Origin of the sequence: Pseudomonas lini (assembly GCF_030812475.1) — a bacterium.
Lineage (GTDB): Bacteria > Pseudomonadota > Gammaproteobacteria > Pseudomonadales > Pseudomonadaceae > Aquipseudomonas > Aquipseudomonas lini_A.
In genome coordinates this window covers 505,709-529,092 of the sequence record NZ_JAUSSR010000002.1, presented here as the reverse complement: position 1 = coordinate 529,092, position 23,384 = coordinate 505,709, and the positions used below count along the sequence as shown (strand labels likewise).

Sequence of the window (23,384 nt, the reverse complement as noted above, 5' to 3'; positions counted from 1 at the left end):
CTTGAATCCATCGTCGCAATGCCGCCCCGGAGCAAGCTCGCTCCTGCATTCCTACATTAACGTGGCGAAGCCACCGTCAACATCTGTCCCGGCTTCAGCGCCCGGCCAATCCGGGGGTTCCAGCGCTTGAGGTGCTGCATTTCAACGTTGAACCGCTTGGCCACCATGTACAACGAATCCCCTTGCTTGACCTTGTACTGGGTCTGCTGCTTCTTGCTGGTGGCCGCCACTACGGTGTTGACACGCCCGGAGCTGCGCTTGGTAGTGTCCTGCATGACCAGGGTCTGGCCGGCCTTGAGGTTCTTACCGGTCAGCTTGTTCCAGCGCTGCAGGTCCTTGACCTCGACATTGTTGGCCCTGGCGATGGTGCCCAGGTTGTCGCCGCGCTTGACCCGGTAGGAGCGTTTGGCGCCGGCCACGGCGGGACTGTCGGCACCCTCGAAGACCGGCTTGAGCGGCTTCTTGCTGATCAACTCGTCGGGTCGCATCGTCGACAGGCTGGTGGTCAGCAACTGCGCCTTGGACGTCGGCACCAGCAAGTGCTGGGGGCCATCGATGGTGGTGCGTTGTTTGAACGCAGGATTGAGCTGGAACAGTTCGTCTTCATCGATGTTAGCCACCGCGGCAACCTTGGACAGGTCCATGCGCTGGTTGATCTCGACGACCTGGAAGTAGGGTTCGTTGGCGATCGGGTTAAGGTTCACGCCATAGGCATCCGGTGCGAGCACTACTTGCGACAGGGCCAGCAGCTTCGGCACGTAGGCCTGGGTTTCGGCGGGCAGTGGCAGGTTCCAGTAGTCGGTCGGCAGGCCAAGCTTTTCGTTGCGTTCGATGGCTCGGCTGACGGTGCCTTCACCGGCGTTGTAGGCGGCCAGGGCCAGCAACCAGTCACCGTTGAACATGTCATGCAGGCGGGTCAGATAGTCCATCGCTGCGGTGGTCGAGGCGGTGATATCGCGCCGGCCATCATAGAAGCGCGTCTGACGCAGGTTGAAGTAGCGGCCGGTGGACGGGATGAATTGCCATAGGCCGACCGCGTTGGCCCGGGAATAGGCCATCGGGTTGTAGGCGCTTTCAATCACCGGCAGCAGCGCCAGCTCCAGAGGCATGTTGCGTTCTTCGAGGCGTTCGACGATGTAATGGATGTACAGGCTGCCGCGCTCGCCGGCGCTCGCGAGGAAGGACGGGTTGCTGGCGAACCACAAGCGTTGTTGTTCGATGCGCGGGTTGACGCCAGCGGTGTCCTGCAGCTGGAAGCCCTGGCGCATGCGCTCCCAGACATCCTGGGGTATTTCCGGGGTCGGTTTCACGCTGAGCAGCACAGGTTTTGGCTTGGCTCGAGCGGCGAGGTTCGGAACGTGCGTCGCTTCGGTCTGCGGCGCATGGCTGGAACAGCCCGCCAGCGTGGCGGACACAGCCACCGCGATGGCTTGAGCCAGGCGGGTCAATGCGTCTTTATTGATGGTTTTGCGAATGGATGACGACATTGGCTGGAAGTAAGTTCCGGGCAAAAATGTCGGGCGATTCTAGAAAGCGTACCCCCCAAGGTCAACCATTCAGAATTTTTATACCATCGCCAAGGTGGCCTAGAACTTATCTTTCCAGGCACGAAGAGCAGCAAAGACCGCACTCGGAGCCCGGTTATGAGTTCCCTCCCGTTCGTCCACTTTTTCTTTAACGGATGTTTCCCCGGTACGTAAAAATGGATTGGTGAGCTTTTCCTGGGCCAGGGTCGAAGGCAGCGTGATGACGCCTGCTTCCCGTTGTTCAGTGACGGTTGCCAGGCGTTCGGCGATTGCCTTGTTGCCCGGTTCGACCGCGATGGCGAAGCGCAGATTGCTCAGCGTATATTCATGACCGCAGTAGACCCGCGTATCTTCGGGAAGGGCCGCCAGGCGTGCCAGCGAGCTGTGCATTTGCTCGGGCGTGCCTTCGAACAGACGCCCGCATCCGGCGGCGAACAGGGTATCGCCGCAAAACAGCAGGCCCGGGTGATACAAGGCGATGTGGCCCAGCGTGTGGCCAGGAATTGCGATGACCTCGAATTCACAGCCCAGCACGTTGAAGCGGTCGTTGTCCTCGAGGGCGACGTCCCGGGCCGGGATGTTTTCACTGGCCGGGCCGTAGACGGTCGCGCCTGTCGCTTTTTTAAGCTGCTCGACGCCGCCGACATGGTCATGATGATGGTGAGTGATCAGAATATCGCTCAATATCCATTCGGGATGCGCCGCGAGCCAGGCCTGGACCGGCGCGGCATCGCCCGGATCGACGACCGCACAGCGCCGGGAATGGGAGTCTTGTAACAACCAGATGTAGTTGTCGGTGAAGGCGGGCAGGGCACTGATCTGTATCATCGTCGGATTCGCCAAGCGGAAAACAATGGCGCATCTTAGAACGTCCTGGCGCGTTGGAGAAATGCAATGACAGATAAAGCGTTCGCTCAGGCCGATCCTGAGTGGCTGACGTTGATCAGCGCGGCCCGTGAATGGCTGTCCGGCCCGATCGGGCAATTTCTGCTGGATGAAGAGCGCCTCATGCTCGAAGACGAGTTGGGGCGCTTTTTCGGCGGCTATCTGGTGCATTACGGTCCTTCGGCCCAGACACCGCCGTCGGCGCCGCAGGTGCAGCGCAATGTACGGCTCGGCGCGCCGTTGCCCGGTGTCGAGATCGTCTGCGAAGAACAGGCCTGGCCGTTGAGCGAGCATGCCGCCGACGTGGTGGTGCTGCAACACGGGCTGGATTTCTGCCTGTCGCCTCACGGTTTGCTGCGCGAGGCGGCCAGCAGCGTACGCCCCGGCGGCCACTTGTTGATCATCGGGATCAACCCCTGGAGCACTTGGGGCTTGCGCCATGTATTCGCTCATGATGGCATGCGCAAGGCACGCTGCATTTCCCCGTCCAGGGTCGGCGACTGGCTGAACCTGCTGGGCTTTGCGCTGGAGAAACGCCGCTTCGGGTGCTATCGTCCGCCGCTGGCGTCCCCCGCCTGGCACACCCGCCTGGCCGGTTGGGAACGCAAGGCCGGTGACTGGCAGCTGTCGGGTGGCGGCTTTTATCTGCTGGTCGCGCGCAAGATCGTGGTGGGCCTGCGGCCGCTGCGCCAGGAACGGCGCGAGCCGATGGGCAAGCTGATTCCATTGCCGATGGCCAAGGTCAACCGTCGCCGTATCGAGCCGTAATACACATTCATATTCCCGGCCGGGTTTCCCCCGGCCTCGGGCATCGTCGGTCATGGATCGGCGGGCCAACCGCATTTTTCTGGATAGATTGGCATGAGCGATAGCGTAGAACTCTTCACCGACGGCGCCTGCAAAGGCAATCCTGGCCCTGGCGGCTGGGGTGCATTGCTGGTGTGCAAGGGCGTTGAAAAAGAACTCTGGGGCGGCGAAGCCAACACCACCAACAACCGCATGGAACTGATGGGCGCGATCCGCGGCCTTGAAGAACTCAAGCGTTCCTGCGACGTGCTGCTGGTCACCGACTCCCAATACGTGATGAAAGGCATCAACGAGTGGATGGACAACTGGAAGAAGCGCGGCTGGAAGACGGCAGCGAAGGAACCGGTAAAGAATGCCGATCTGTGGAAGCTGCTGGATGAGCAGGTCAACCGGCACAACGTCACCTGGAAATGGGTACGCGGGCACATCGGCCATCATGGCAACGAACGGGCTGACCAGTTGGCCAATCGTGGGGTGGATGAAGTGCGTGGGTACAAGCAGGCCTGACTCCCACTGTCGATGCACCGCGTCGTGGCATTCGCCGGCAAGCCGGTCTCGCTCCCACACTTGAAATGCATTTCCCCTGTGGGAGCGAGACCGGCTTGCCGGCGAATGGGTGCGACACGGTGTTTCTGAATGCCCCGGCGAGCGTGATAACATCGCCGCTTTTGCAAGAACGACCCGTTGAGAGCTGAGCACTGATGGCCACCAGATCCGTTGTACTCGATACCGAAACCACCGGCATGCCGGTGACCGATGGCCACCGGATTATCGAAATCGGTTGTGTCGAGTTGATCGGTCGGCGCCTGACCGGCCGGCATTTCCACGTTTACCTGCAACCGGACCGCGAGAGTGACGAAGGCGCTATCGGCGTCCACGGCATCACCAACGAATTCCTGGTGGGCAAGCCGCGTTTCACCGAAGTGGCCGACGAGTTCTTCGAGTTCATCAAGGGCGCGCAGCTGATCATCCATAACGCGGCGTTCGACGTTGGCTTCATCAACAACGAGTTCGCGCTGATGGGCCAGCACGATCGCGCGGACATCACGCAACACTGCTCGATCCTCGACACCTTGATGATGGCCCGGGAGCGTCACCCCGGGCAGCGCAACAGCCTCGATGCCTTGTGCAAACGCTATGGCGTCGACAACTCCGGCCGTGAGCTCCACGGCGCCTTGCTCGACTCCGAGATCCTTGCCGACGTCTACCTGACCATGACCGGCGGCCAGACCAGCCTGTCCCTGGCCGGTAATGCCTCCGATGGCAATGGGTCCGGCGAAGGCGCGGACAATTCGGCCACGGAAATCCGCCGCTTGCCGGCCGACCGTCAACCGACGCGTATCATTCGCGCCAATGAAGACGACCTGGCACGGCACATTGCACGTCTCGAAGCCATCGCCAAGTCCGCCGGAGCGCCGTCGTTGTGGCAGCAACTGGCGGAGGCCAAGGCGCAGGCGTAGGGATGGTGTAGGCCCGATCTTTTTGATCTTCAATCGGGCATACCTCGCCCAATGACCCATTTCAGGGCGCCGCACTCGCCACATGCGCCCGAACCCTCTACCCTGAGGTGATTGGCAGGCCACGGCCCGCCGCCTCAGGACACTGAGCCTCATGTATAAAGATTTGAAATTCCCGGTCCTGATCGTACATCGCGACATCAAGGCCGACACCGTCGCCGGTGACCGTGTGCGAGGCATCGCCCGGGAGCTGGAGCAGGAAGGTTTCAGCATCGTTTCAGCGGTCAATTACACCGAGGGGCGCCTGGTTGCCTCGACTCATCACGGTCTCTCGTGCATGTTGATCGCCGCCGAGGACGCCAATGCAGACTCGCACCTGCTGCACAATATGGCCGAGCTGATCGGCCTGGCACGGGTACGTGCGCCGGACCTGCCGATTTTCGCCCTGGGTGAACAGGTGACCCTGGAGAATGCCCCGGCCGATGCCATGGCTGAACTCAATCAACTGCGCGGCATTCTGTACCTGTTCGAAGACACCGTGCCGTTCCTCGCGCGCCAGGTGGCCCGCGCCGCGCGCAAATACCTCGACGGTCTGCTGCCACCGTTCTTCAAGGCCCTGGTGCAACACACCGCCGACTCCAATTATTCCTGGCACACCCCCGGTCATGGCGGGGGCGTGGCGTACCACAAGAGTCCGGTCGGGCAGGCGTTCCACCAGTTCTTCGGGGAAAATACCCTGCGTTCGGATTTGTCTGTGTCGGTGCCGGAACTGGGTTCGCTGCTCGATCACACCGGTCCCCTGGCGGAAGCGGAGGCCCGTGCCGCCCGCAACTTCGGTGCCGACCATACCTTCTTCGTCATCAACGGCACCTCGACCGCCAACAAGATCGTCTGGCATTCGATGGTCGCCCGGGATGACCTGGTGCTGGTGGATCGCAACTGCCACAAGTCGGTGCTGCATTCGATCATCATGACCGGGGCCATTCCGCTGTACCTGTGTCCGGAGCGTAACGAACTGGGGATCATCGGCCCGATTCCGTTGAGCGAATTCAGCCCCGAGTCGATCCAGGCCAAGATCGACGCCAGCCCGTTGACCAAGGGAAGGGCGCCCAAGGTCAAGCTCGCGGTGATCACCAACTCCACCTATGACGGGCTCTGTTACAACGCCGAGCTGATCAAGCAGAACCTGGGCAACAGCGTCGAGGTCTTGCACTTCGACGAGGCCTGGTACGCCTATGCGGCGTTCCATGAGTTTTTCGCCGGGCGTTATGGCATGGGCACTTCCCGTAGTGAAGACAGCCCGCTGGTGTTCACCACCCACTCAACCCACAAGCTGCTGGCCGCATTCAGCCAGGCCTCGATGATTCACGTCCAGGACGGCGGCGCCCGGCAGCTGGACCGGGATCGCTTCAACGAAGCGTTCATGATGCACATCTCCACCTCGCCGCAGTACAGCATCATCGCGTCACTGGATGTTGCATCAGCGATGATGGAAGGGCCGGCCGGCCGGTCGCTGTTGCAGGAAATGTTCGACGAGGCCCTGAGCTTTCGGCGGGCCCTGGCCAATCTGCGGCAGCACATTGCTGCTGATGACTGGTGGTTTTCCATCTGGCAGCCTCCGTCGGTGGAAGGCATCGACCGTGTCGTCACCGAAGACTGGTTGCTGCAACCCGAAGCTGACTGGCACGGTTTTGGCGGCGTAACCGACGATTACGTATTGCTCGATCCGATCAAGGTCACGTTGGTCATGCCGGGCCTGACCGCAGGCGGAGCGCTTAGCGAACGCGGAATTCCGGCGGCGGTGGTCAGCAAATTTCTCTGGGAACGTGGCCTGGTGGTCGAGAAGACCGGGCTGTATTCATTCCTGGTGCTGTTCTCCATGGGCATCACCAAGGGCAAATGGAGCACACTGCTGACCGAGTTGCTGGAATTCAAGCGCAGCTACGATGCCAACGTCAGTCTCGCCAGCTGCCTGCCGTGCGTGGCGCAAACCAATACCACGCGCTATCAGGGCATGGGCCTGCGCGATCTATGCGATCAGTTGCATGCCTGCTACCGCAGCAACGCCACGGCCAGACACCTCAAACGCATGTACACCGTGCTGCCGGAAATCGCCATAAAGCCATCTGACGCCTATGATCAGTTGGTGCGTGGCGACGTCGAAGCGGTGTCGATCGATGATCTGGACGGGCGGATCGCCGCGGTGATGCTGGTGCCGTACCCACCGGGGATTCCGTTGATCATGCCCGGCGAACGTTTTACCCAGTCGACGCGCTCGATCATCGATTACCTGGCGTTTGCCCGTACGTTCGACAGTAGTTTCCCGGGATTTGTCGTTGATGTGCATGGCTTGCAACACGAAGACGAGGGCAATGGACGGCATTACACCGTCGATTGCATCAAGGAATGAGGACCTTTCCCAGTATGCAACCGGTCATGAATCCGCAATACCCAGGGCTGTCGGTGCGCGTTGCCGACGATGGTTTCGCTGCCTATATCTGGGGCAGTGATTTCAGTTTTGAAGTCGCCGCCTATGGCGCCGCCGACATCGGCAAGCCGGTGGAACGCTGGCCGGTGACGCCCATAACGCCTTACCGCAAGTGCTACGGCATCGATCCCGAAGAGTTCGGCAGTTACCGCGAGGCGGCCGACAGCGAGATTTTCATGGCTTATCTCGATGACGAGCCGGTGGGGCATCTGGTGGTGAGCACCAACTGGAACGGCTTTGCCCATATCGATGAGTTGGCGGTGCACGCGCCAGCCCGCCGACATGGCGTGGCCAAGGCGCTGCTGGATGTGGCGCAGTTCTGGAGTCGCAAGAAAAAACTGCCGGGCATCATGCTCGAAACCCAGAACAATAACCTGGGCGCCTGTCGGCTCTATGAGCGCTGCGGCTTCGTGGTGGGCGGGATCGATCATCTGCGCTATCGCGGCATCGATCCGAACACCGCCGAAGTCGCACTGTTCTGGTATCGATTGTTCGACAACCCGCTGGAAAATCCCTCTAACTGGCCAGCATCGCCGCGGCTTGTTCCGTAATGATGTCCAGTAATGCCTGAACCGCCAGCGACGGTTCGCCGTTTTTCAGGGTCAGGGCATAGAGGCTGATCGGCACTGCGGGTGCCAGCGGACAGGCATCGAGCCCGGTTGTCCTGGCGCCGAGCGCGGTAAACGGGTCGACGATCGCCAGGCCTTCGCCGGCCTCGACCATGCTGCGCATCATCTGGTGAGTCTGCACCCGGGTATGAATCACCGGTGACGGGCGTAACGCGTGCAGTTTGTGGTCGAGCGCCGGGCTCAACGGATCATGACCTTCCAGCCCCACCATCGATTGACCCGCCAGGTCCTGCAGCGAGATGTACTTCTGTTTCGGTTGCAGCCAGCCATGGGGGGCGAGCAGCTGAAGTTTGCCCTGGGCAATCGCCTGGCAATGGATGTCGGCATGATCGGGGTCGTGCAGGCTCAGGCCCAGATCGCTTTCGCGCAGCAGCAGGGTTCGGACGATGTCACGGGTGGGTTGGCTCAGCAGGCTGCAAGGCGCGTCGGGCAGGCGTCGGCGCAAGATCGCGATACTCTGTGGCAACAACTGTTGTGCCAGGGGCGGGGTGCAAATGATGCGCAGGGGCGGGGCTTGATATTGCTTGAGGCTGCTGGCCAGGCGCTGGACCGGCTCGAGCGCGTCATAGACGTGGGCGATTTCCACCTGCAGCGCCCGCGCCTCGCGCGTGGCCTGCAGGCGTCCACGCACGCTGGAAAACAGCATGAAGCCCAACTGATCCTCGGCCTCGCGCAAAATGCGTTCAACCTCGGTCACCGGCAACTGCAGCCATTCGGCGGCGGTGCCCAGGTGACCGGTCTGCAACAGCGCCTGGATCACTTCGATATGACGTAAACGCATGCGTGAAGTCCATGTTCGGCAGGTGAAGGAGTCAGTGACTGAATCCTAACCCAAGTGCGCGCATATGACTTCTGCTCATAACGGCAGGTTATGAGGCGACGGTGGGTTCCGGCAGCTGGCCGACATAAGTGTCAGGTTCGCGGGTGATAGTGACGTCCGATTGAATCAGCTGGAATCGGTTGTCGTCGATTTTTTTCATTCGATCGCCAATGGCCAGCTTATAGGTGGTGACAGGCACCGAGCCGGTAAGACCGTCTGCCGACGGGGTGGAGTCCTGGAACTCATGCACGAGATAAACGCGGCCTTCCGCGTCTCTTGCATGGAACTGACCGACGAGTACTGCTGCCATCTGCTTAGAACCTCTGGAGAAAAATCACTCAATTGCGGGTTGGTAGACCGTGGTTGGGCGAAGTAAGTTTTCCTGCTGGAAAAAAATAGTCAGGGGCGGTGTTTTAGTGGCCCGCTGCTTGAATCGTCATCTATAACTACTAGCTCTTTCTATCGGACAGTCGAGAATCTTCCATGAGCAATGTCTACACGATCGCCGTACTGGTCGGCAGCTTGAGAAAGGAATCGATCAATCGCAAGGTCGCTTTGGCTTTAGCCGACCTGGCGCCAGCGAATCTCAAGCTGAACATCATCGAAATCGGCGACCTGCCGCTCTACAACGAAGACATCGATGGCGCTTCACCGCCGGCAGCCTACAGCACTTTCCGACAACAAGTGAGCTCATCCGACGCGTTGCTGTTCGTGACCCCCGAATACAACCGTTCGGTACCGGCGCCGTTGAAGAACGCGATCGACGTCGGTTCGCGCCCCTATGGCCAGAGCGCATGGGGCGGCAAGCCGGGGGCGGTGATCAGTGTTTCACCGGGTGCGGTGGGTGGTTTCGGCGCCAACCATCACCTGCGCCAGTCCATGGTGTTCCTCGATGTACCCTGCATGCAGCAGCCGGAAGCCTACTTGAGCGGCGCCGGTTCGGCGTTCGACGAGGCGGGGAAGCTGTCCGAGACGGTCAAGCCGTTCCTGCAGAAATTCATCAATGCCTACGGAAAATGGGTCGAGCAGCACAAGAAATTGTGAAGAACCCTGTAGGAGCCAGCTTGCTCGCGATCGTGTGTCAATCGACACCTATGTGGCTGACACACCTTCGCGAGCAAGCTTGCTCCTGCATCAGGAATGGGGTTGCTCCCGGAATCAGCGCTTTAGCCCCCTGTTTGAAGGCCGCTGTGCATGCTCATTGCGTCATTGATTTTCCTGCTGACCATCACGCTGGTGATCTGGCAACCCAATGGCCTCGGCGTCGGCTGGAGTGCGGTATTGGGCGCAGTGCTGGCGTTGATTTGCGGCGTGGTGCACCTGGGCGATATCCCGATTGTGTGGCAGATCATCTGGAATGCCACCGGCACCTTCGTCGCGCTCATCATTATCAGCCTGCTGCTGGACGAAGCGGGGTTCTTTGCCTGGGCGGCGCTGCACGTGGCGCGCTGGGGCCGGGGCAGTGGACGCAAACTCTTCGCTTACATGGTGCTGCTCGGAGCGCTGGTCGCGGCGTTGTTCGCCAATGACGGCGCAGCGTTGATTCTGACGCCGATCGTGATTTCCATGCTGCTGGCCCTGAGGTTTTCTCCGGCGGCGACCCTGGCATTCGTCATGGGCGCCGGCTTCATCGCCGACACCGCGAGCCTGCCGCTGGTGGTGTCGAACCTGGTGAACATCGTTTCCGCGGACTTCTTCAACATCACCTTCAATCGTTATGCGGCGGTCATGATCCCGGTCAACCTGGTGAGCGTTGCGGCGACCCTGGCGATGCTGATGTGGTTTTTCCGGGGTGACATTGCGAAAAACTACGACCCCGAGCAGTTGGAACATCCGGCGTCGGCGATCCATGACAAGGCGACGTTTGTTGCCGGTTGGGCGGTCTTGGCGATCCTGTTGCTCGGCTGCTTCGCCCTGGAACCGCTGGGCATTCCGATCAGCGCCATATCAGCGGTGTGCGCAGCGCTGCTGTTGGCCATCGCTGCCCGTGGCCACAAGATATCCACGCGCAAAGTCATGAAGGAAGCGCCCTGGCAGATCGTTATCTTTTCATTGGGCATGTACCTGGTGGTCTACGGCCTGCGCAACGCCGGGCTCACCGGTTATCTGGCCGGCTGGCTGGACGGCTTTGCCGAATACGGTATCTGGGGCGCGGCCATGGGCACCGGTGTGCTGACGGCGCTGCTGTCGTCGATGATGAATAATTTGCCGACAGTGCTGATCGGGTTGTTGTCGATCGAGGCCAGCCAGGCAGCAGGGGTAGTGAAGGAGGCGATGATCTATGCCAACGTCATCGGCAGTGACCTGGGGCCGAAAATCACCCCGATTGGCAGTCTGGCAACGTTGTTGTGGCTGCATGTGTTGCAGCGCAAGAACATCCGGATTGGCTGGGGGTACTACTTCAAGGTCGGGATTGTGTTGACGGTGCCGGTGTTGTTGGCGACGTTGGCGGCGTTGGCGTTGCGGTTATCCGTTTAGACCGGGTCGACCCCATCGCGGGCAAGCCCGCTCCCACAGTGATCTCCAGTGTGCACAAGTTTCGTGTACACCTGAGAAACTTGTGGGAGCGGGCTTGCCCGCGATAGGGCCGGCCCGGGCGCTACAGATCTCAGCCACTACCGGGCACATTCGGCCAGAGATCCGCCACCAGGAACAATCGCTCCACTTCCTCCCAGTCCCCATCGCCATTCTCCACCAGTCGCACCAGCAATTGCGCCGGAGCCTGCGGCTCCAGCTCGCTGAGCCACACCTCCAGCTGCTCGGTGCTCCAGGTCTGCTCCACCGGATAATGGGCTGGCGCCAGCCAGGCGTGGCGGGGCAGGGGTTGCCAGCGGCCGAAGGGACGCTGCACGACAAAGTCCGCCCAATCCTTCTGATGCAACCAGCTGCCGCGCAAATGTTGGGGATGTGCGCCTTCAGGCGGGACTGACTGCCCCGGCCATGGATACAGCAAATAGCCGCCCAGCCACAAATGCGCACTGAACTGCTGGATATCCAGCGCTTCCAGCACCTCACGGCTTTCCGGGCGAGCGGAAATCGGCAATTGGTGCTGGCTGAGGTGGGCGAGTTTGCGGTCCAGCCGATCGTGGCAGCCCGGGCCGAGCCACTGCGCGGTGTCGTGGCCGTTGCCGTTCTGCGGGCCGAGGTAGAGTTTGATCGCCAGTTCCAGGTGGTGCACGCCGTCGCGATCGCGCAGCAACATGTCCAGTTCACCCAGGGTGTGACCCTCGCGGCGGATCGGCAGGTTGGCGGCGATCAGTTCAATGCCCGGTGCGTGGCGCACCGCGTACTGCCACAGACGTTCATAATACAAGCCCAGGCGCCGGGTCCGGGCCTGGGCCAGCCAGTGCAGCAAGTCATAACTGTCGCGATCGAGCTGCCGCAGCCACTGCTCCAGCCGCTGCGGCGCCTGCACCCAGTCACTGCCGGCCAGCGGATGGCGTTGCGGCCACGGCGTATCGCCGAGCATGGGCGGCGCGAGGATGACCCACGCCAGGTCGCGCACTTCAGGGTGGCGCAACTGGTGGGGTAACTGAAGCAAATCAGGAAATAGGATCATCTTGCGAGCATAGCCTCAATCGCGAGTACACCGTTGTGGCTGAAAGGATTTTGTCTATCCCGCGCTTTCGCCCATAATCGTGTTTTTCGCCGGCCTCGCAGGAACCCCATGGAGCAATTTCGTAATATCGGCATCATCGGTCGCCTGGGCAGTTCCCAGGTGCTGGATACCGTCCGCCGACTGAAACGGTTTCTGCTCGATCGTCACCTGCACGTGATCCTCGAAGACACCATTGCCGAAGTCTTGCCCGGCCATGGCCTGCAAACCTCGTCCCGCAAGATGCTCGGCGAAGTCTGTGACATGGTGATTGTGGTCGGCGGTGACGGCAGCCTGTTGGGCGCCGCTCGCGCGCTGGCCCGACACAATATCCCGGTGCTGGGCATCAACCGCGGCAGCCTGGGTTTCCTCACCGATATCCGCCCCGATGAACTGGAAGTGAAAGTCGCCGAAGTGCTCGACGGCCACTACCTGGTGGAAAACCGCTTCCTGCTGCAGGCCGAAGTCCGCCGCCATGCCGAGGCGATTGGCCAGGGCGATGCGCTGAACGACGTGGTGCTGCACCCGGGCAAATCGACGCGGATGATCGAATTCGAGCTGTACATCGACGGCCAGTTCGTCTGCAGCCAGAAGGCCGACGGCCTGATCGTCTCCACGCCAACCGGCTCGACGGCGTATGCGCTGTCGGCGGGCGGCCCGATCATGCACCCCAAGCTCGACGCCATTGTGATTGTGCCGATGTACCCCCATACCTTGTCTGGCAGGCCGATCGTGGTCGATGGCAACAGTGAGCTGAAAATCGTCGTGTCCAAGGATATGCAGATCTACCCGCAAGTCTCCTGTGACGGGCAGAACCATTTCACCTGCGCGCCCGGCGACACCATTACCATCAACAAGAAAGCGCAGAAGTTGCGGCTGATTCATCCACTCGACCACAACTACTATGAGGTGTGCCGGACCAAGCTCGGCTGGGGCAGCCGGTTGGGTGGTGGAGGCGACTGATGCTCGATCCCGCGCGAAGCTACGACCTGATCGGTGACGTGCACGGTTGCGCCCTGACCCTGGAGCACTTGCTCGACCGACTCGGCTATCAAAAACAAGGCGGCGTGTGGCGGCATCCGTCGCGCATGGTGGTGTTCGTCGGCGACATCATCGACCGCGGCCCGCGGATTCGCGAGGCGCTGCACATCGTCCACGACATGGTCGAGGCCGGCCAGGCGCTGTGCATCATGGGCAACCATGAATTCAACGCCCTGGGCTGGAGCACCCCGGCGCTGCCGGGCAGCGGCAAGCAATACGTCCGTGAACACACGCCGCGCCATGCCCGGCTGCTCAACGAGACCCTGACCCAGTTCGAACACCACCCCGCGGATTGGCACGACTTCCTGCAATGGTTCTATGAATTGCCCTTGTTCATCGATGCCGGGCGCTTCCGGGTCGTGCATGCCTGCTGGGATGCCGGCCTGATCGAACCGCTGCGGGCGCTGTTCTCCAACGGTTGCGTCGATGAGCATTTCCTCCAGGCCTCGGCGTTGCCCGGCAGCTTTGCCTGCACCGTATTCGATCGCTTGCTGCGCGGCACCGACATGCGCTTGCCCCATGGGCTGACCATGACCAGCGGCGATGGCCTGACACGGTCGTTCTTTCGGACCAAGTTCTGGGAAGACGATCCGCAAACCTACGGAGACATCGTGTTCCAGCCTGATGCCTTGCCAGAGCCCGTGGCGCAAACCCCCTTGTCGTCCACAGAAAAAAACACCTTGCTGCGCTATGGCGCCGATGAACCTCTGCTGTTTGTCGGTCATTACTGGCGCAGCGGCAAACCGGCGCCGATCCGGCCGAACCTGGCCTGCCTGGACTACAGCGCAGTGCTCTACGGCAAACTGGTTGCCTATCGCCTGGATCAGGAAACCCGCCTCGACCCGCATAAATTCGTCTGGGTCGATGTCGAGCGTCCGGAGGTGTTGCAATGAGTGCCGTCGCCGTATTGCGCCTGCCCCTGGCGGTGGATCTGAGTGGCTTCGTCAAGTTGCTGCAACGCATGCAGGTGCCGCATCGGGTCAGTGAAGAGGCGGGGGAGCAGGTACTGTGGGTGCCGGCGAACATCAGTGAAGACGTGCGTTCGTTATACGAACGTTTCCCGGCGGGCGATCCCGATCAACAACTGGACATCCCCGTAGCGCCAACCACCAGCCGCCCCGGTTTTGTCGAGCAACTGCGCCATGCCAGGGCGACGGCACTGGTGCTGGTGCTGAGCCTGCTGGTCGGCGCGGTGACGCTGCTGGGCGCAAACTTCGACACGATGCGCTGGCTGACCTTTCTCGATTTCCGCATCGTTGGTGACTACCTCCATTTCGTGCCGTTGGCCGACAGCCTGGCGGCGGGGCAGTGGTGGCGCCTGGTGACGCCGATGCTGATCCATTTCGGCATCCTGCACCTGGCCATGAACGGCATGTGGTACTGGGAACTGGGGCGGCGCATCGAGTCGCGCCAGGGCAGCATCAACCTGATCGGCCTGACCTTGCTGTTCAGCCTGGTGTCCAACTATACCCAGTTCGTTTTCAGCGGTCCGACCCTGTTCGGCGGATTGTCCGGTGTCCTGTACGGTCTGCTGGGGCATTGCTGGATTTTCCAGATGCTGTCGCCGAATCCGGCCTATCGCCTGCCGCGTGGCGTGCTGGTGATGATGCTGGTGTGGCTGCTGCTCTGCCTGTCCGGGCTGGTCTCGATGATCGGCTTCGGTGAAATCGCCAATGCGGCCCACGTCAGCGGGTTACTCATCGGATGCCTCACCGGTCTGTTGGGTGGTTTGTACAACCGCCGTAAACTGGCTGTCTAAATTCAGTTGTGTCTTGAAGAACGCGGAGACCTTGATGTCCTCTTTTAACGAAATGATCAAAAACATCACCCCGGATATCTACCAGAGCCTGAAACTGGCGGTGGAAATCGGCAAATGGTCCGACGGTGGCAAACTCACCGCCGAACAACGGGAACTGTCGCTGCAAGCGATGATCGCCTGGGAAATCCAGAACCTGCCCGAAGATGAGCGCACCGGTTACATGGGCCCGCAGGAATGCAGCTCCAAGTCGATTGAAGTGCCCAATATCCTGTTCAAATCGGATGCTGTCCATTGATCGAGATCGGCCGCGGTGCAATCAGCAAAATGTCGGCGCGCCTGGACGGGCCGAACGTGCAATACGCGTTTCGTCTGGACGAGGTCGAGGTACCGGTCAATCCCTTGATCGGCACCACGGTGCGCCTGGAATACCTGGGGGCGATCTTCTGCTCCCACTGCGGACGCAAGACCAAAACCAGTTTCAGCCAGGGTTATTGCTACCCGTGCATGACCAAACTGGCGCAGTGCGACCTCTGCATCATGAGCCCGGAGCGTTGCCACTATGACGCCGGCACATGCCGGGAGCCGGCGTGGGGCGAGCAGTTCTGCATGACCGATCACATCGTGTACCTGTCCAACTCGTCGGGGGTGAAGGTCGGCATTACCCGTGCGACCCAGTTGCCGACCCGCTGGATCGATCAGGGCGCCAGTCAGGCACTGCCGATCATGCGCGTCTCGACCCGCCAGCAGTCGGGCTTCGTCGAAGACCTGTTTCGCAGCCAGGTGGCGGACAAGACCAATTGGCGTGCTTTACTCAAGGGCGATGCGATCGCGGTGGACCTGGCCCAGGTTCGCGATCAGCTGTTTGACAGCTGCGCCGACGGTTTACAAGGTTTGCAGGAACGATTCGGCCTGCAGGCAATCCAGACTATTGCCGATGTCGAACCGCTCGAAATCCGCTACCCGATCGAGCAATACCCGGCGAAGATTGTCAGTTTCAACCTGGACAAGAACCCGATTGCCGAAGGCACGCTGTTGGGAATCAAGGGCCAATACCTGATTTTCGACACCGGCGTGATCAATATTCGCAAGTACACGGCCTATCAGCTCGCCGTGCATCAGTAAGGACTCCAGCATGCGCACCGAACAACCGAAGATGATTTACCTGAAGGACTATCAGGCCCCCGAATACCTGATCGACGAGACGCACCTGACCTTCGAGTTGTTCGAGGACCACAGCCTGGTCCATGCGCAACTGGTGATGCGCCGCAATCCCGAGCGTGGGCCTGGCCTGCCGCCGCTGGTGCTGGACGGCCAGCAACTCGAACTGCTGTCGGTGACCCTGGCTGATCGTGAGCTGGGCCTTGCGGACTATCAGCTGACGGAGAATGACCTGACCCTGCAGCCGACCAGCACCACCTTCACGGTCGACACCAGCGTCAGGATCCACCCGGAAACCAACACCGCGCTGGAAGGCCTGTACAAGTCCGGCACGATGTTCTGCACCCAGTGCGAGGCCGAAGGCTTCCGCAAGATCACCTATTACCTCGACCGCCCGGACGTGATGAGCACGTTCACCACCACGGTCGTCGCCGAGCAGCACAGCTATCCGGTGCTGCTGTCCAACGGCAACCCGATTGCCTCGGGTCCCGGCGAAGATGGCCGGCACTGGGCGACCTGGGAAGACCCGTTCAAGAAACCGGCCTACCTGTTCGCGCTGGTGGCCGGTGACCTGTGGTGCGTCGAAGACACGTTCACCACCATGACCGAGCGCTCCGTGGCGCTGCGCATCTACGTCGAGCCGGAAAACATCGACAAGTGCCAGCACGCCATGAACAGCCTGAAGAAGTCCATGCGCTGGGACGAAGAGGTCTATGGTCGCGAATACGACCTGGACATCTTCATGATCGTTGCGGTCAACGACTTCAACATGGGCGCCATGGAAAACAAGGGCCTCAACATCTTCAACTCCAGCGCCGTGCTGGCGAAGGCCGAAACCGCCACCGACGCCGCGCACCAGAGGGTCGAGGCGATCGTCGCCCACGAATACTTCCATAACTGGTCGGGCAACCGCGTGACCTGCCGCGACTGGTTCCAGTTGTCGCTCAAGGAAGGCTTCACCGTATTCCGCGATTCCGGCTTCTCCGCCGACATGAACTCGGCGACGGTCAAGCGCATCCAGGACGTGGCCTACCTGCGCACCCACCAGTTCGCCGAAGACGCCGGTCCCATGGCCCACGCCGTGCGCCCGGACAGCTTCATCGAGATCTCCAACTTCTACACCCTGACCGTGTACGAAAAGGGCTCTGAAGTGGTCGGCATGATCCACACCTTGCTCGGCGCCGACGGCTTTCGCAAAGGCAGCGACCTGTACTTCGAACGTCATGACGGCCAGGCGGTGACTTGCGACGATTTCATCAAGGCCATGGAAGACGCCAACGGGGTCGACCTGACCCAGTTCAAGCGCTGGTACAGCCAGGCCGGCACGCCGCGGTTGGCGGTGAGCGAGTCCTACGACGCCGCAGCGAAAACCTACAGCCTGACCTTTCGCCAGAGCTGCCCGCAAACCCCGGACAAGGTCGAAAAGCTGCCATTCGTGATCCCGGTCGAATTGGGCCTGCTGGACAGCAAGGGCGGGGAGATTGCCCTGCGCCTTTGCGGCGAAGCCACTGCTCAAGGGACATCGCGGGTCATTTCGGTGACCGAAGCCGAGCAGACCTTCACCTTTGTCGACATTGCTGAAAAACCACTGCCTTCATTGCTGCGCGGCTTCTCGGCCCCGGTGAAGCTGAGCTTTCCGTACGATCGCGACCAGCTGATGTTTTTGATGCAGCATGACAGCGACGGCTTTAATCGCTGGGATGCCGGTCAGCAATTGTCGGTTCAGGTCTTGCAGGAGCTGATCGCCGATCACCAGAAGGGCGAGACGCTGGTGCTCGACCAGCGTTTGATTTGCGCCTTGCGCACGGTGCTGTCGGACGAGACCCTGGATCAGGCGATGGTCGCCGAAATGCTCTCGCTGCCGGGCGAAGCCTATCTGACCGAGATCAGCGAAGTGGCTGACGTCGACGCGATCCACATCGCCCGCGAGTTTGTCCGTCAACAATTGGCGGAAGGCTTGTTCGAGGCGCTGTGGCTGCGTTACCAGGCTAATCGCGATCTCTCGAAACAGACCCCCTATGTCGCCGAAGCCGAGCACTTCGCGCGTCGCGCTTTGCAGAACATTGCGCTGTCGTACCTGATGCTCACCGGCAAGCCGGAAGTGTTGGCGGCGACGCTCGAGCAGTTCGAGACCAGCGACAACATGACCGAGCGCCTGACCGCGCTGGCGGTGCTGGTGAACTCTCCGTTCGAGGAGCAGAAGGCGACCGCCCTGGCGAGTTTTGCCGAGCACTTCAAGGACAATCCGCTGGTCATGGATCAGTGGTTCAGCGTCCAGGCCGGCAGCACCTTGCCGGGTGGTCTGGAGCGGGTTCGCCAGTTGATGCAGCATCCTGCGTTCAACATCAAGAACCCGAACAAGGTCCGGGCACTGATCGGTACATTTGCCGGGCAGAACCTGATCAACTTCCATGCGGCGGACGGTTCCGGGTATCGGTTCCTGACCGATCTGGTGATCGAGCTGGACGGGTTCAACCCGCAGATCGCCTCCCGGCAATTGGCGCCGTTGACTCGCTGGCGCAAATACGATGACGCGCGTCAGGCGTTGATGAAAGGGGAACTGGAGCGGATTCGTGCTTCGGGTCAATTGTCCAGCGACGTGTTTGAAGTGGTCAGCAAGAGCCTGGCTTGATTCTGCACTCTTTTCTTGATCTTGGCGGCCTTTGGGCCGACCAAGCTCTCGCTGATTGAGTACATATCCGTTGGTGTGGTAACGGCCGCCTATGGTTTCGCCCTTACGGCGAGGCACTTTTTTCAAACGCCAAAAAAGTACCCAAAAAGGCTCGCCCCGGCGTCCGGCCCCTCGCTAAAGCTCGGGGTTCCTTCGCTCCGGTATTCATCCGGGGACACTGCCCTCCGGTCTGCTTCGCTACGACCTACATGCAGCGTGTTCGACTGCGTCGAACGGCGCTGCGCGCCACTCCCCGGATAAACACCTCCACTCAGCCTCCCGAAGGGGCGGGTGGATCAAGATCAAGAGCTGCAGGCGAGCTAACGCTCGGCCTGATGAGTGGTGAAGAGCGCGGGTGTACGCCGATCCATTGTAGGAGCTAGCTTGCTCGCGATGGTCGTTAACGATAACGCGTGTTTACTGGTTAAACGCGGCGCTCTTGGGTCCATCGCGAGCGAGCTCGCTCCTACAGGGGGACGCGTACGCTTCAAAGGATAGGCCGGCCGGTAGGCCGCCTCGCTTTGGCTTTGGCGGTGCCCGTCCCATCGAGAGGCCGAGTGGAGGTTCTGCGCAGTGGGCAACCCGGCATGGATGCCGGGTTAGCCGCCCCCGGCCATGGATGGCCGATGGCGGCGGGCCCACGGAGCAGGACCGGAGCGAGGGCATGCCGAGCCTAGGCGAGGCACCGAACGAAAGGGGCAAGAGCGCTTGGTTACTTGGCGCTTTTCCAAGTGACCCGCTGTAAGAGCGGAACCTTCAGCGGCCGTTACCGCAGCAACGGATATGTACACCAACCAACCACCACCCGCCAATCACCCCACCTGATACCCCATCATTCATCCTCCCCCCAACCCTCCCTGGTTAACAAAACATAACGTGGCGTCGATTGTCAGACCTTTCCAAACCCCGATAGGATAAAGCCAGCTTCCGAAGGGGCTCTGGATTGCGGGTTTCAGGACCATGCGCCTGAACAGGCAATCCCGATGCACCCCTCGCGGCGCCCAGAAAGGTTGAACGACCTAACAATAATAATGGGGGAAGGTCTATGAGTGAGCCTGTCATGGGTGTGGGTATCTGCCGCCCGCCGGCACTTCGCAAATTCGCGTTGCTGGCTACAGCGCTCTCGCTGTTGAGCTGTGCCATGCTGTCCGCGCCTGTTCTGGCCGCCGCGGTACCGGCATCCGATGTGGTCTATTCCGTTGAATCCGCCAAGGCCAGCAAAAGCCTGATGCTCGATGTCGTGCACGCGGGCAATCGCCTGGTGGCGGTCGGGGATCGCGGGCACATCCTGTATTCCGATGATCAGGGCACAACGTGGACCCAGGCCAAGGTGCCGACCCGGCAACTGCTGACCTCGGTATTTTTCGTCGACGACCAACACGGCTGGGCTGTGGGCCATGACGCGCAGATCCTTGCCAGCGAAGACGGCGGTGTCAGCTGGACCAGGCAGTTTGAAGACCTGAACCGCGAATCGCCACTGCTCGATGTCTGGTTCCAGGATGTCAACAGTGGCTTTGCCGTAGGCGCCTACGGTGCCTTGATGGCCACCACCGACGGTGGCAAGCACTGGGAAGACGCCAGCGACCGCCTGGATAACGAAGACCAGTTCCACCTCAACGCCATCGCGGCCGTCAAGGATGCCGGGCTGTTCATCGTTGGCGAGCAGGGCAGCATGTTCCGATCTGCCGATGGTGGCCAGACCTGGGAGAAACTTGAAGGCCCCTATGAAGGCTCGTTGTTCGGTGTGATCGGCACCGCTCAGCCCAACACCCTGCTGGCCTACGGACTACGGGGCAATCTGTATCGCTCCACGGATTTCGGCAGCACCTGGGAGAAGGTCGGGTTGCAGGCTGCTCGCGGCGCGCTCGAGTTCGGCCTGTCCGGGGCCACGCTGCTCGATGACGGCTCCATCGTGATCGTCGGCAACGGTGGTTCGGTGATCCGCAGCAACGACAACGGCGAAACCTTCAGCGTGTTCAATCGCCCGGATCGCATTTCCGTTTCGGCCGTCACCGGGACGGGCAACGGCAATCTGATTCTGGCAGGACAGGGCGGCATTCGCCTCACCTCGCCAACCGGCGCCGGCGCAGAGAATGGAAAAAACGGGGCGTCCAAATGAGCCGGGCACATAATAAGAAGGCGGGTCTATGACATCCTTGAGCAGTCATCATCACGACAAGGCGACGTTCCTCGAGCGCCTGATTTTCAATAACCGCCCGGCAGTGATCTTCATCTGCCTGCTGGTCAGTGTCTTCCTGTTCTGGCAGGCGACGCTGATCCGGCCGTCCACCAGTTTCGAAAAAATGATCCCGCTCGATCATCCGTTCATACAAAAGATGATGGAGCACCGCAACGATCTGGCGAACCTGGGCAATACCGTGCGGATCTCGGTCGAAGCCACCGATGGCGACATCTTCTCCAAGGAGTACATGGAGACCCTGCGCCAGATCAACGACGAAGTGTTCTATATCTCCGGCGTCGACCGTTCCGGCCTCAAGTCGCTGTGGAGTCCGAGCGTGCGCTGGACCGAAGTGACGGAGGAGGGCTTCGCCGGTGGTGAAGTGATTCCCCAGAGCTACAACGGTTCCCAGCAAAGCCTCGACCTGCTGCGCAACAACGTGCTCAAGTCCGGGCAGGTCGGGCGCCTGGTGGCCAACGATTTCAAATCGAGCATCGTCGACATCCCGCTGCTGGAATCCTACCCGGACCCGCAGGACCAGGGCACGCTGCTGGCACTGGATTACCGCAAGTTCTCCCATGAGCTGGAAGAAAAGATCCGCGACAAGTTCGAAGCCCAGAATCCTAATGTGCAGATCCACATCGTCGGTTTCGCCAAGAAGGTCGGCGACCTGATCGATGGCCTGGTCATGGTGGTGATGTTCTTCGGCGTGGCGTTCGTCATTACCCTGGTCCTGCTTTACTGGTTCACCAACTGCATGCGCAGCACCGTGGCGGTGCTGAGCACGACCCTGGTGGCCGTGGTCTGGCAGCTGGGCCTGATGCACTTTTTCGGTTTCGGGCTGGACCCGTATTCGATGCTGGTGCCGTTCCTGATCTTCGCCATCGGTATTTCCCACGGCGTGCAGAAGATCAATGGCATCGCTTTGCAGTCTAGCGAAGCGGACAACGCCCTGACGGCGGCGCGCCGCACTTTCCGCCAGCTGTTCCTGCCGGGGATGATTGCGATCCTCGCGGATGCGGTGGGTTTCATCACGCTGTTGATCATCGATATCGGCGTGATTCGTGAACTGGCGATCGGCGCGTCCATCGGCGTCGCGGTGATCGTATTCACCAACCTGATCCTGCTGCCGGTGGCAATTTCCTACGTCGGCATCAGTAAACGCGCAGTTGAACGCAGCAAGAAAGACGCGCATCGCGAACATCCGTTCTGGCGCCTGCTGTCGAACTTCGCCAGCCCGAAAGTCGCCCCGGTGTCCATTGCCCTGGCACTGATCGCCTTCGGTGGCGGCCTGTGGTACAGCCAGAACCTGAAAATCGGTGACCTCGACCAGGGTGCGCCGGAGCTGCGCCCGGACTCGCGCTACAACCAGGACAACAACTTCATCATCAGTAACTATTCCACCAGTTCCGACGTGTTGGTGGTGATGGTCAAGACCAAATCCGAAGGCTGCTCGCGCTACGAAGCCATGGCGCCGATCGACGAGCTGATGTGGAAGATGCAGAACACCGAGGGCGTGCAGTCGGCGATCTCGCTGGTGACCGTGTCCAAGCAGATGATCAAGGGCATGAACGAGGGCAACCTGAAATGGGAAACCCTGTCACGCAACCCGGACGTGCTGAACAACTCCATCGCCCGCGCTGACGGCTTGTATAACAACAACTGCTCCCTGGCACCGGTGCTCGTATTCCTCAATGATCACAAGGCCGAAACCCTGGATCGCGCGGTGCATGCGGTGCAGGAGTTCGCCAAGGAGAACAACAAGGACGGCCTGGAGTTCATCCTCGCTGCCGGTAACGCCGGGATCGAGGCCGCCACCAACGAGGTGATAAAGGAATCCGAGCTGACCATCCTGATCCTCGTCTACATCTGCGTCGCGACCATGTGCATGATCACCTTCCGTTCCTGGGCGGCGACCCTGTGCATCGTGCTGCCGCTGGTCCTGACCTCGGTGCTGGGTAACGCGCTGATGGCGTTCATGGGCATCGGCGTGAAAGTGGCGACCCTGCCAGTGGTGGCGCTCGGGGTGGGGATCGGCGTGGACTACGGCATCTACATCTACAGCCGCCTCGAAAGCTTCCTGCGTGCCGGTTTGCCGTTGCAAGAGGCGTACTACCAGACGCTGAAGTCCACAGGTAAAGCCGTGCTGTTCACCGGCCTGTGCCTGGCGATCGGTGTGTGTACCTGGATCTTCTCGGCGATCAAATTCCAGGCCGACATGGGTCTGATGCTGACCTTCATGCTGCTGTGGAACATGTTCGGCGCTCTGTGGCTGCTGCCAGCGCTGGCGCGGTTCCTGATCAAGCCGGAGAAACTGGCGGGGCAGAAAGGCAATTCGTTGTTTGCTCACTGATCTGCAAGCGCAAAAA

General features: G+C 60.8%; 20 protein-coding genes. 15 read left to right on the top strand and 5 right to left on the bottom strand.

All coding sequences use genetic code 11. The features are described from left to right. Positions 1-56: 56 nt before the first annotated feature. Both J2W17_RS06150 and gloB read right to left on the bottom strand, forming a co-directional pair. Complete coding sequence (locus J2W17_RS06150; RefSeq protein WP_307330792.1) at positions 57-1,487, bottom strand: transglycosylase SLT domain-containing protein; 1,431 nt, start codon at positions 1,485-1,487, stop codon at positions 57-59. Between the two features lie 99 nt (positions 1,488-1,586). After that, positions 1,587-2,354, bottom strand: a complete 768-nt coding sequence (gloB, locus tag J2W17_RS06145) for a hydroxyacylglutathione hydrolase (RefSeq protein ID WP_307330789.1) — start codon at positions 2,352-2,354, stop codon at positions 1,587-1,589. A gap of 66 nt (positions 2,355-2,420) precedes the next feature. On the opposite strand from gloB, the gene J2W17_RS06140 reads away from it, so the two are divergent. The 5 genes from J2W17_RS06140 to J2W17_RS06120 all read left to right on the top strand — a co-directional run bounded on the left by J2W17_RS06140 (position 2,421) and on the right by J2W17_RS06120 (position 7,714). After that, complete coding sequence (locus J2W17_RS06140) at positions 2,421-3,179, top strand: class I SAM-dependent methyltransferase (RefSeq protein WP_307330786.1); 759 nt, start codon at positions 2,421-2,423, stop codon at positions 3,177-3,179. Between the two features lie 93 nt (positions 3,180-3,272). After that, complete coding sequence (rnhA, locus tag J2W17_RS06135) at positions 3,273-3,725, top strand: ribonuclease HI (RefSeq protein ID WP_008028618.1); 453 nt, start codon at positions 3,273-3,275, stop codon at positions 3,723-3,725. A gap of 194 nt (positions 3,726-3,919) precedes the next feature. Next, entirely contained in the window at positions 3,920-4,678 is a 759-nt protein-coding gene (gene dnaQ, locus J2W17_RS06130) for a DNA polymerase III subunit epsilon (protein ID WP_307330775.1), read from the top strand. Positions 4,679-4,829: 151 nt separating this feature from the next. Continuing rightward, positions 4,830-7,085 carry an Orn/Lys/Arg decarboxylase N-terminal domain-containing protein gene (locus J2W17_RS06125; protein WP_307330772.1) on the top strand — a complete coding sequence of 752 codons (2,256 nt, stop codon included), beginning with the start codon at positions 4,830-4,832 and terminating at the stop codon, positions 7,083-7,085. 14 nt (positions 7,086-7,099) lie between these two features. Beyond that, positions 7,100-7,714 (top strand): GNAT family N-acetyltransferase, encoded by a 615-nt coding sequence (locus J2W17_RS06120; RefSeq protein ID WP_307330769.1) that lies wholly within the window; start codon positions 7,100-7,102, stop codon positions 7,712-7,714. Here the strand turns inward: J2W17_RS06120 and J2W17_RS06115 are convergent. Both J2W17_RS06115 and J2W17_RS06110 read right to left on the bottom strand, forming a co-directional pair. Then, positions 7,680-8,573 (bottom strand): LysR substrate-binding domain-containing protein, encoded by an 894-nt coding sequence (locus J2W17_RS06115; RefSeq protein WP_307330766.1) that lies wholly within the window; start codon positions 8,571-8,573, stop codon positions 7,680-7,682. The genes J2W17_RS06120 and J2W17_RS06115 overlap by 35 nt on opposite strands. Positions 8,574-8,661: 88 nt before the next feature. Beyond that, the gene (locus J2W17_RS06110) at positions 8,662-8,922 is read right to left on the bottom strand and encodes a hypothetical protein (protein ID WP_307330763.1); all 261 of its coding nucleotides are present in this window, start codon (positions 8,920-8,922) and stop codon (positions 8,662-8,664) included. Positions 8,923-9,095: 173 nt separating this feature from the next. Here J2W17_RS06110 and J2W17_RS06105 point away from each other — a divergent pair, with 173 nt between their 5' ends. After that, a complete protein-coding gene (locus J2W17_RS06105) occupies positions 9,096-9,656 on the top strand; it encodes an NADPH-dependent FMN reductase (protein ID WP_150767660.1) in 561 nt (186 codons plus the stop codon). Positions 9,657-9,806: 150 nt separating this feature from the next. After that, a complete protein-coding gene (locus J2W17_RS06100; RefSeq protein ID WP_307330755.1) occupies positions 9,807-11,090 on the top strand; it encodes an arsenic transporter in 1,284 nt (427 codons plus the stop codon). A gap of 130 nt (positions 11,091-11,220) precedes the next feature. Here the strand turns inward: J2W17_RS06100 and J2W17_RS06095 are convergent, their stop codons facing one another. Continuing rightward, positions 11,221-12,171 carry a DUF1853 family protein gene (locus J2W17_RS06095; RefSeq protein ID WP_307330752.1) on the bottom strand — a complete coding sequence of 317 codons (951 nt, stop codon included), beginning with the start codon at positions 12,169-12,171 and terminating at the stop codon, positions 11,221-11,223. Positions 12,172-12,279: 108 nt separating this feature from the next. Between J2W17_RS06095 and J2W17_RS06090 the strand changes: the two genes are divergently transcribed. The 8 genes from J2W17_RS06090 to J2W17_RS06055 all read left to right on the top strand — a co-directional run bounded on the left by J2W17_RS06090 (position 12,280) and on the right by J2W17_RS06055 (position 23,368). Then, complete coding sequence (locus J2W17_RS06090) at positions 12,280-13,170, top strand: NAD(+) kinase (protein ID WP_154848855.1); 891 nt, start codon at positions 12,280-12,282, stop codon at positions 13,168-13,170. After that, on the top strand, positions 13,167-14,141 hold the full coding sequence (locus J2W17_RS06085) for a metallophosphoesterase (protein ID WP_307330993.1): 975 nt from the start codon (positions 13,167-13,169) through the stop codon (positions 14,139-14,141). The genes J2W17_RS06090 and J2W17_RS06085 overlap by 4 nt, the downstream gene beginning before the upstream one ends. After that, entirely contained in the window at positions 14,138-15,007 is an 870-nt protein-coding gene (locus tag J2W17_RS06080; RefSeq protein WP_307330744.1) for a rhomboid family intramembrane serine protease, read from the top strand. The genes J2W17_RS06085 and J2W17_RS06080 overlap by 4 nt, the downstream gene beginning before the upstream one ends. Positions 15,008-15,041: 34 nt before the next feature. After that, on the top strand, positions 15,042-15,302 hold the full coding sequence (locus J2W17_RS06075) for a YeaC family protein (protein ID WP_307330742.1): 261 nt from the start codon (positions 15,042-15,044) through the stop codon (positions 15,300-15,302). Further along, positions 15,299-16,129 carry a DUF2797 domain-containing protein gene (locus J2W17_RS06070; protein WP_307330739.1) on the top strand — a complete coding sequence of 277 codons (831 nt, stop codon included), beginning with the start codon at positions 15,299-15,301 and terminating at the stop codon, positions 16,127-16,129. The genes J2W17_RS06075 and J2W17_RS06070 overlap by 4 nt, the downstream gene beginning before the upstream one ends. Before the next feature lie 10 nt (positions 16,130-16,139). Continuing rightward, positions 16,140-18,797 carry an aminopeptidase N gene (gene pepN / locus J2W17_RS06065; protein ID WP_307330736.1) on the top strand — a complete coding sequence of 886 codons (2,658 nt, stop codon included), beginning with the start codon at positions 16,140-16,142 and terminating at the stop codon, positions 18,795-18,797. Positions 18,798-19,881: 1,084 nt separating this feature from the next. Continuing rightward, a complete protein-coding gene (locus tag J2W17_RS06060; RefSeq protein WP_307330733.1) occupies positions 19,882-20,955 on the top strand; it encodes a WD40/YVTN/BNR-like repeat-containing protein in 1,074 nt (357 codons plus the stop codon). Positions 20,956-20,983: 28 nt separating this feature from the next. After that, the gene (locus J2W17_RS06055) at positions 20,984-23,368 is read left to right on the top strand and encodes an efflux RND transporter permease subunit (protein WP_307330730.1); all 2,385 of its coding nucleotides are present in this window, start codon (positions 20,984-20,986) and stop codon (positions 23,366-23,368) included. The last annotated feature ends 16 nt before the right edge of the window (positions 23,369-23,384 follow it).

What these genes read in the sequence shown, in the direction of transcription:
- gloB (WP_307330789.1), bottom strand. Translation starts at nt 2,354, where the DNA reads ATGATACAGATCAGTGCCCTGCCCGCCTTCACCGACAACTACATCTGG.
- J2W17_RS06105 (WP_150767660.1), top strand. Translation starts at nt 9,096, where the DNA reads ATGAGCAATGTCTACACGATCGCCGTACTGGTCGGCAGCTTGAGAAAG.
- dnaQ (WP_307330775.1), top strand. Translation starts at nt 3,920, where the DNA reads ATGGCCACCAGATCCGTTGTACTCGATACCGAAACCACCGGCATGCCG.
- J2W17_RS06140 (WP_307330786.1), top strand. Translation starts at nt 2,421, where the DNA reads ATGACAGATAAAGCGTTCGCTCAGGCCGATCCTGAGTGGCTGACGTTG.
- pepN (WP_307330736.1), top strand. Translation starts at nt 16,140, where the DNA reads ATGCGCACCGAACAACCGAAGATGATTTACCTGAAGGACTATCAGGCC.
- J2W17_RS06060 (WP_307330733.1), top strand. Translation starts at nt 19,882, where the DNA reads ATGAGTGAGCCTGTCATGGGTGTGGGTATCTGCCGCCCGCCGGCACTT.
- J2W17_RS06095 (WP_307330752.1), bottom strand. Translation starts at nt 12,171, where the DNA reads ATGATCCTATTTCCTGATTTGCTTCAGTTACCCCACCAGTTGCGCCAC.
- rnhA (WP_008028618.1), top strand. Translation starts at nt 3,273, where the DNA reads ATGAGCGATAGCGTAGAACTCTTCACCGACGGCGCCTGCAAAGGCAAT.
- J2W17_RS06120 (WP_307330769.1), top strand. Translation starts at nt 7,100, where the DNA reads ATGCAACCGGTCATGAATCCGCAATACCCAGGGCTGTCGGTGCGCGTT.
- J2W17_RS06100 (WP_307330755.1), top strand. Translation starts at nt 9,807, where the DNA reads ATGCTCATTGCGTCATTGATTTTCCTGCTGACCATCACGCTGGTGATC.
- J2W17_RS06115 (WP_307330766.1), bottom strand. Translation starts at nt 8,573, where the DNA reads ATGCGTTTACGTCATATCGAAGTGATCCAGGCGCTGTTGCAGACCGGT.
- J2W17_RS06075 (WP_307330742.1), top strand. Translation starts at nt 15,042, where the DNA reads ATGTCCTCTTTTAACGAAATGATCAAAAACATCACCCCGGATATCTAC.
- J2W17_RS06090 (WP_154848855.1), top strand. Translation starts at nt 12,280, where the DNA reads ATGGAGCAATTTCGTAATATCGGCATCATCGGTCGCCTGGGCAGTTCC.
- J2W17_RS06125 (WP_307330772.1), top strand. Translation starts at nt 4,830, where the DNA reads ATGTATAAAGATTTGAAATTCCCGGTCCTGATCGTACATCGCGACATC.
- J2W17_RS06055 (WP_307330730.1), top strand. Translation starts at nt 20,984, where the DNA reads ATGACATCCTTGAGCAGTCATCATCACGACAAGGCGACGTTCCTCGAG.
- J2W17_RS06150 (WP_307330792.1), bottom strand. Translation starts at nt 1,487, where the DNA reads ATGTCGTCATCCATTCGCAAAACCATCAATAAAGACGCATTGACCCGC.
- J2W17_RS06080 (WP_307330744.1), top strand. Translation starts at nt 14,138, where the DNA reads ATGAGTGCCGTCGCCGTATTGCGCCTGCCCCTGGCGGTGGATCTGAGT.
- J2W17_RS06110 (WP_307330763.1), bottom strand. Translation starts at nt 8,922, where the DNA reads ATGGCAGCAGTACTCGTCGGTCAGTTCCATGCAAGAGACGCGGAAGGC.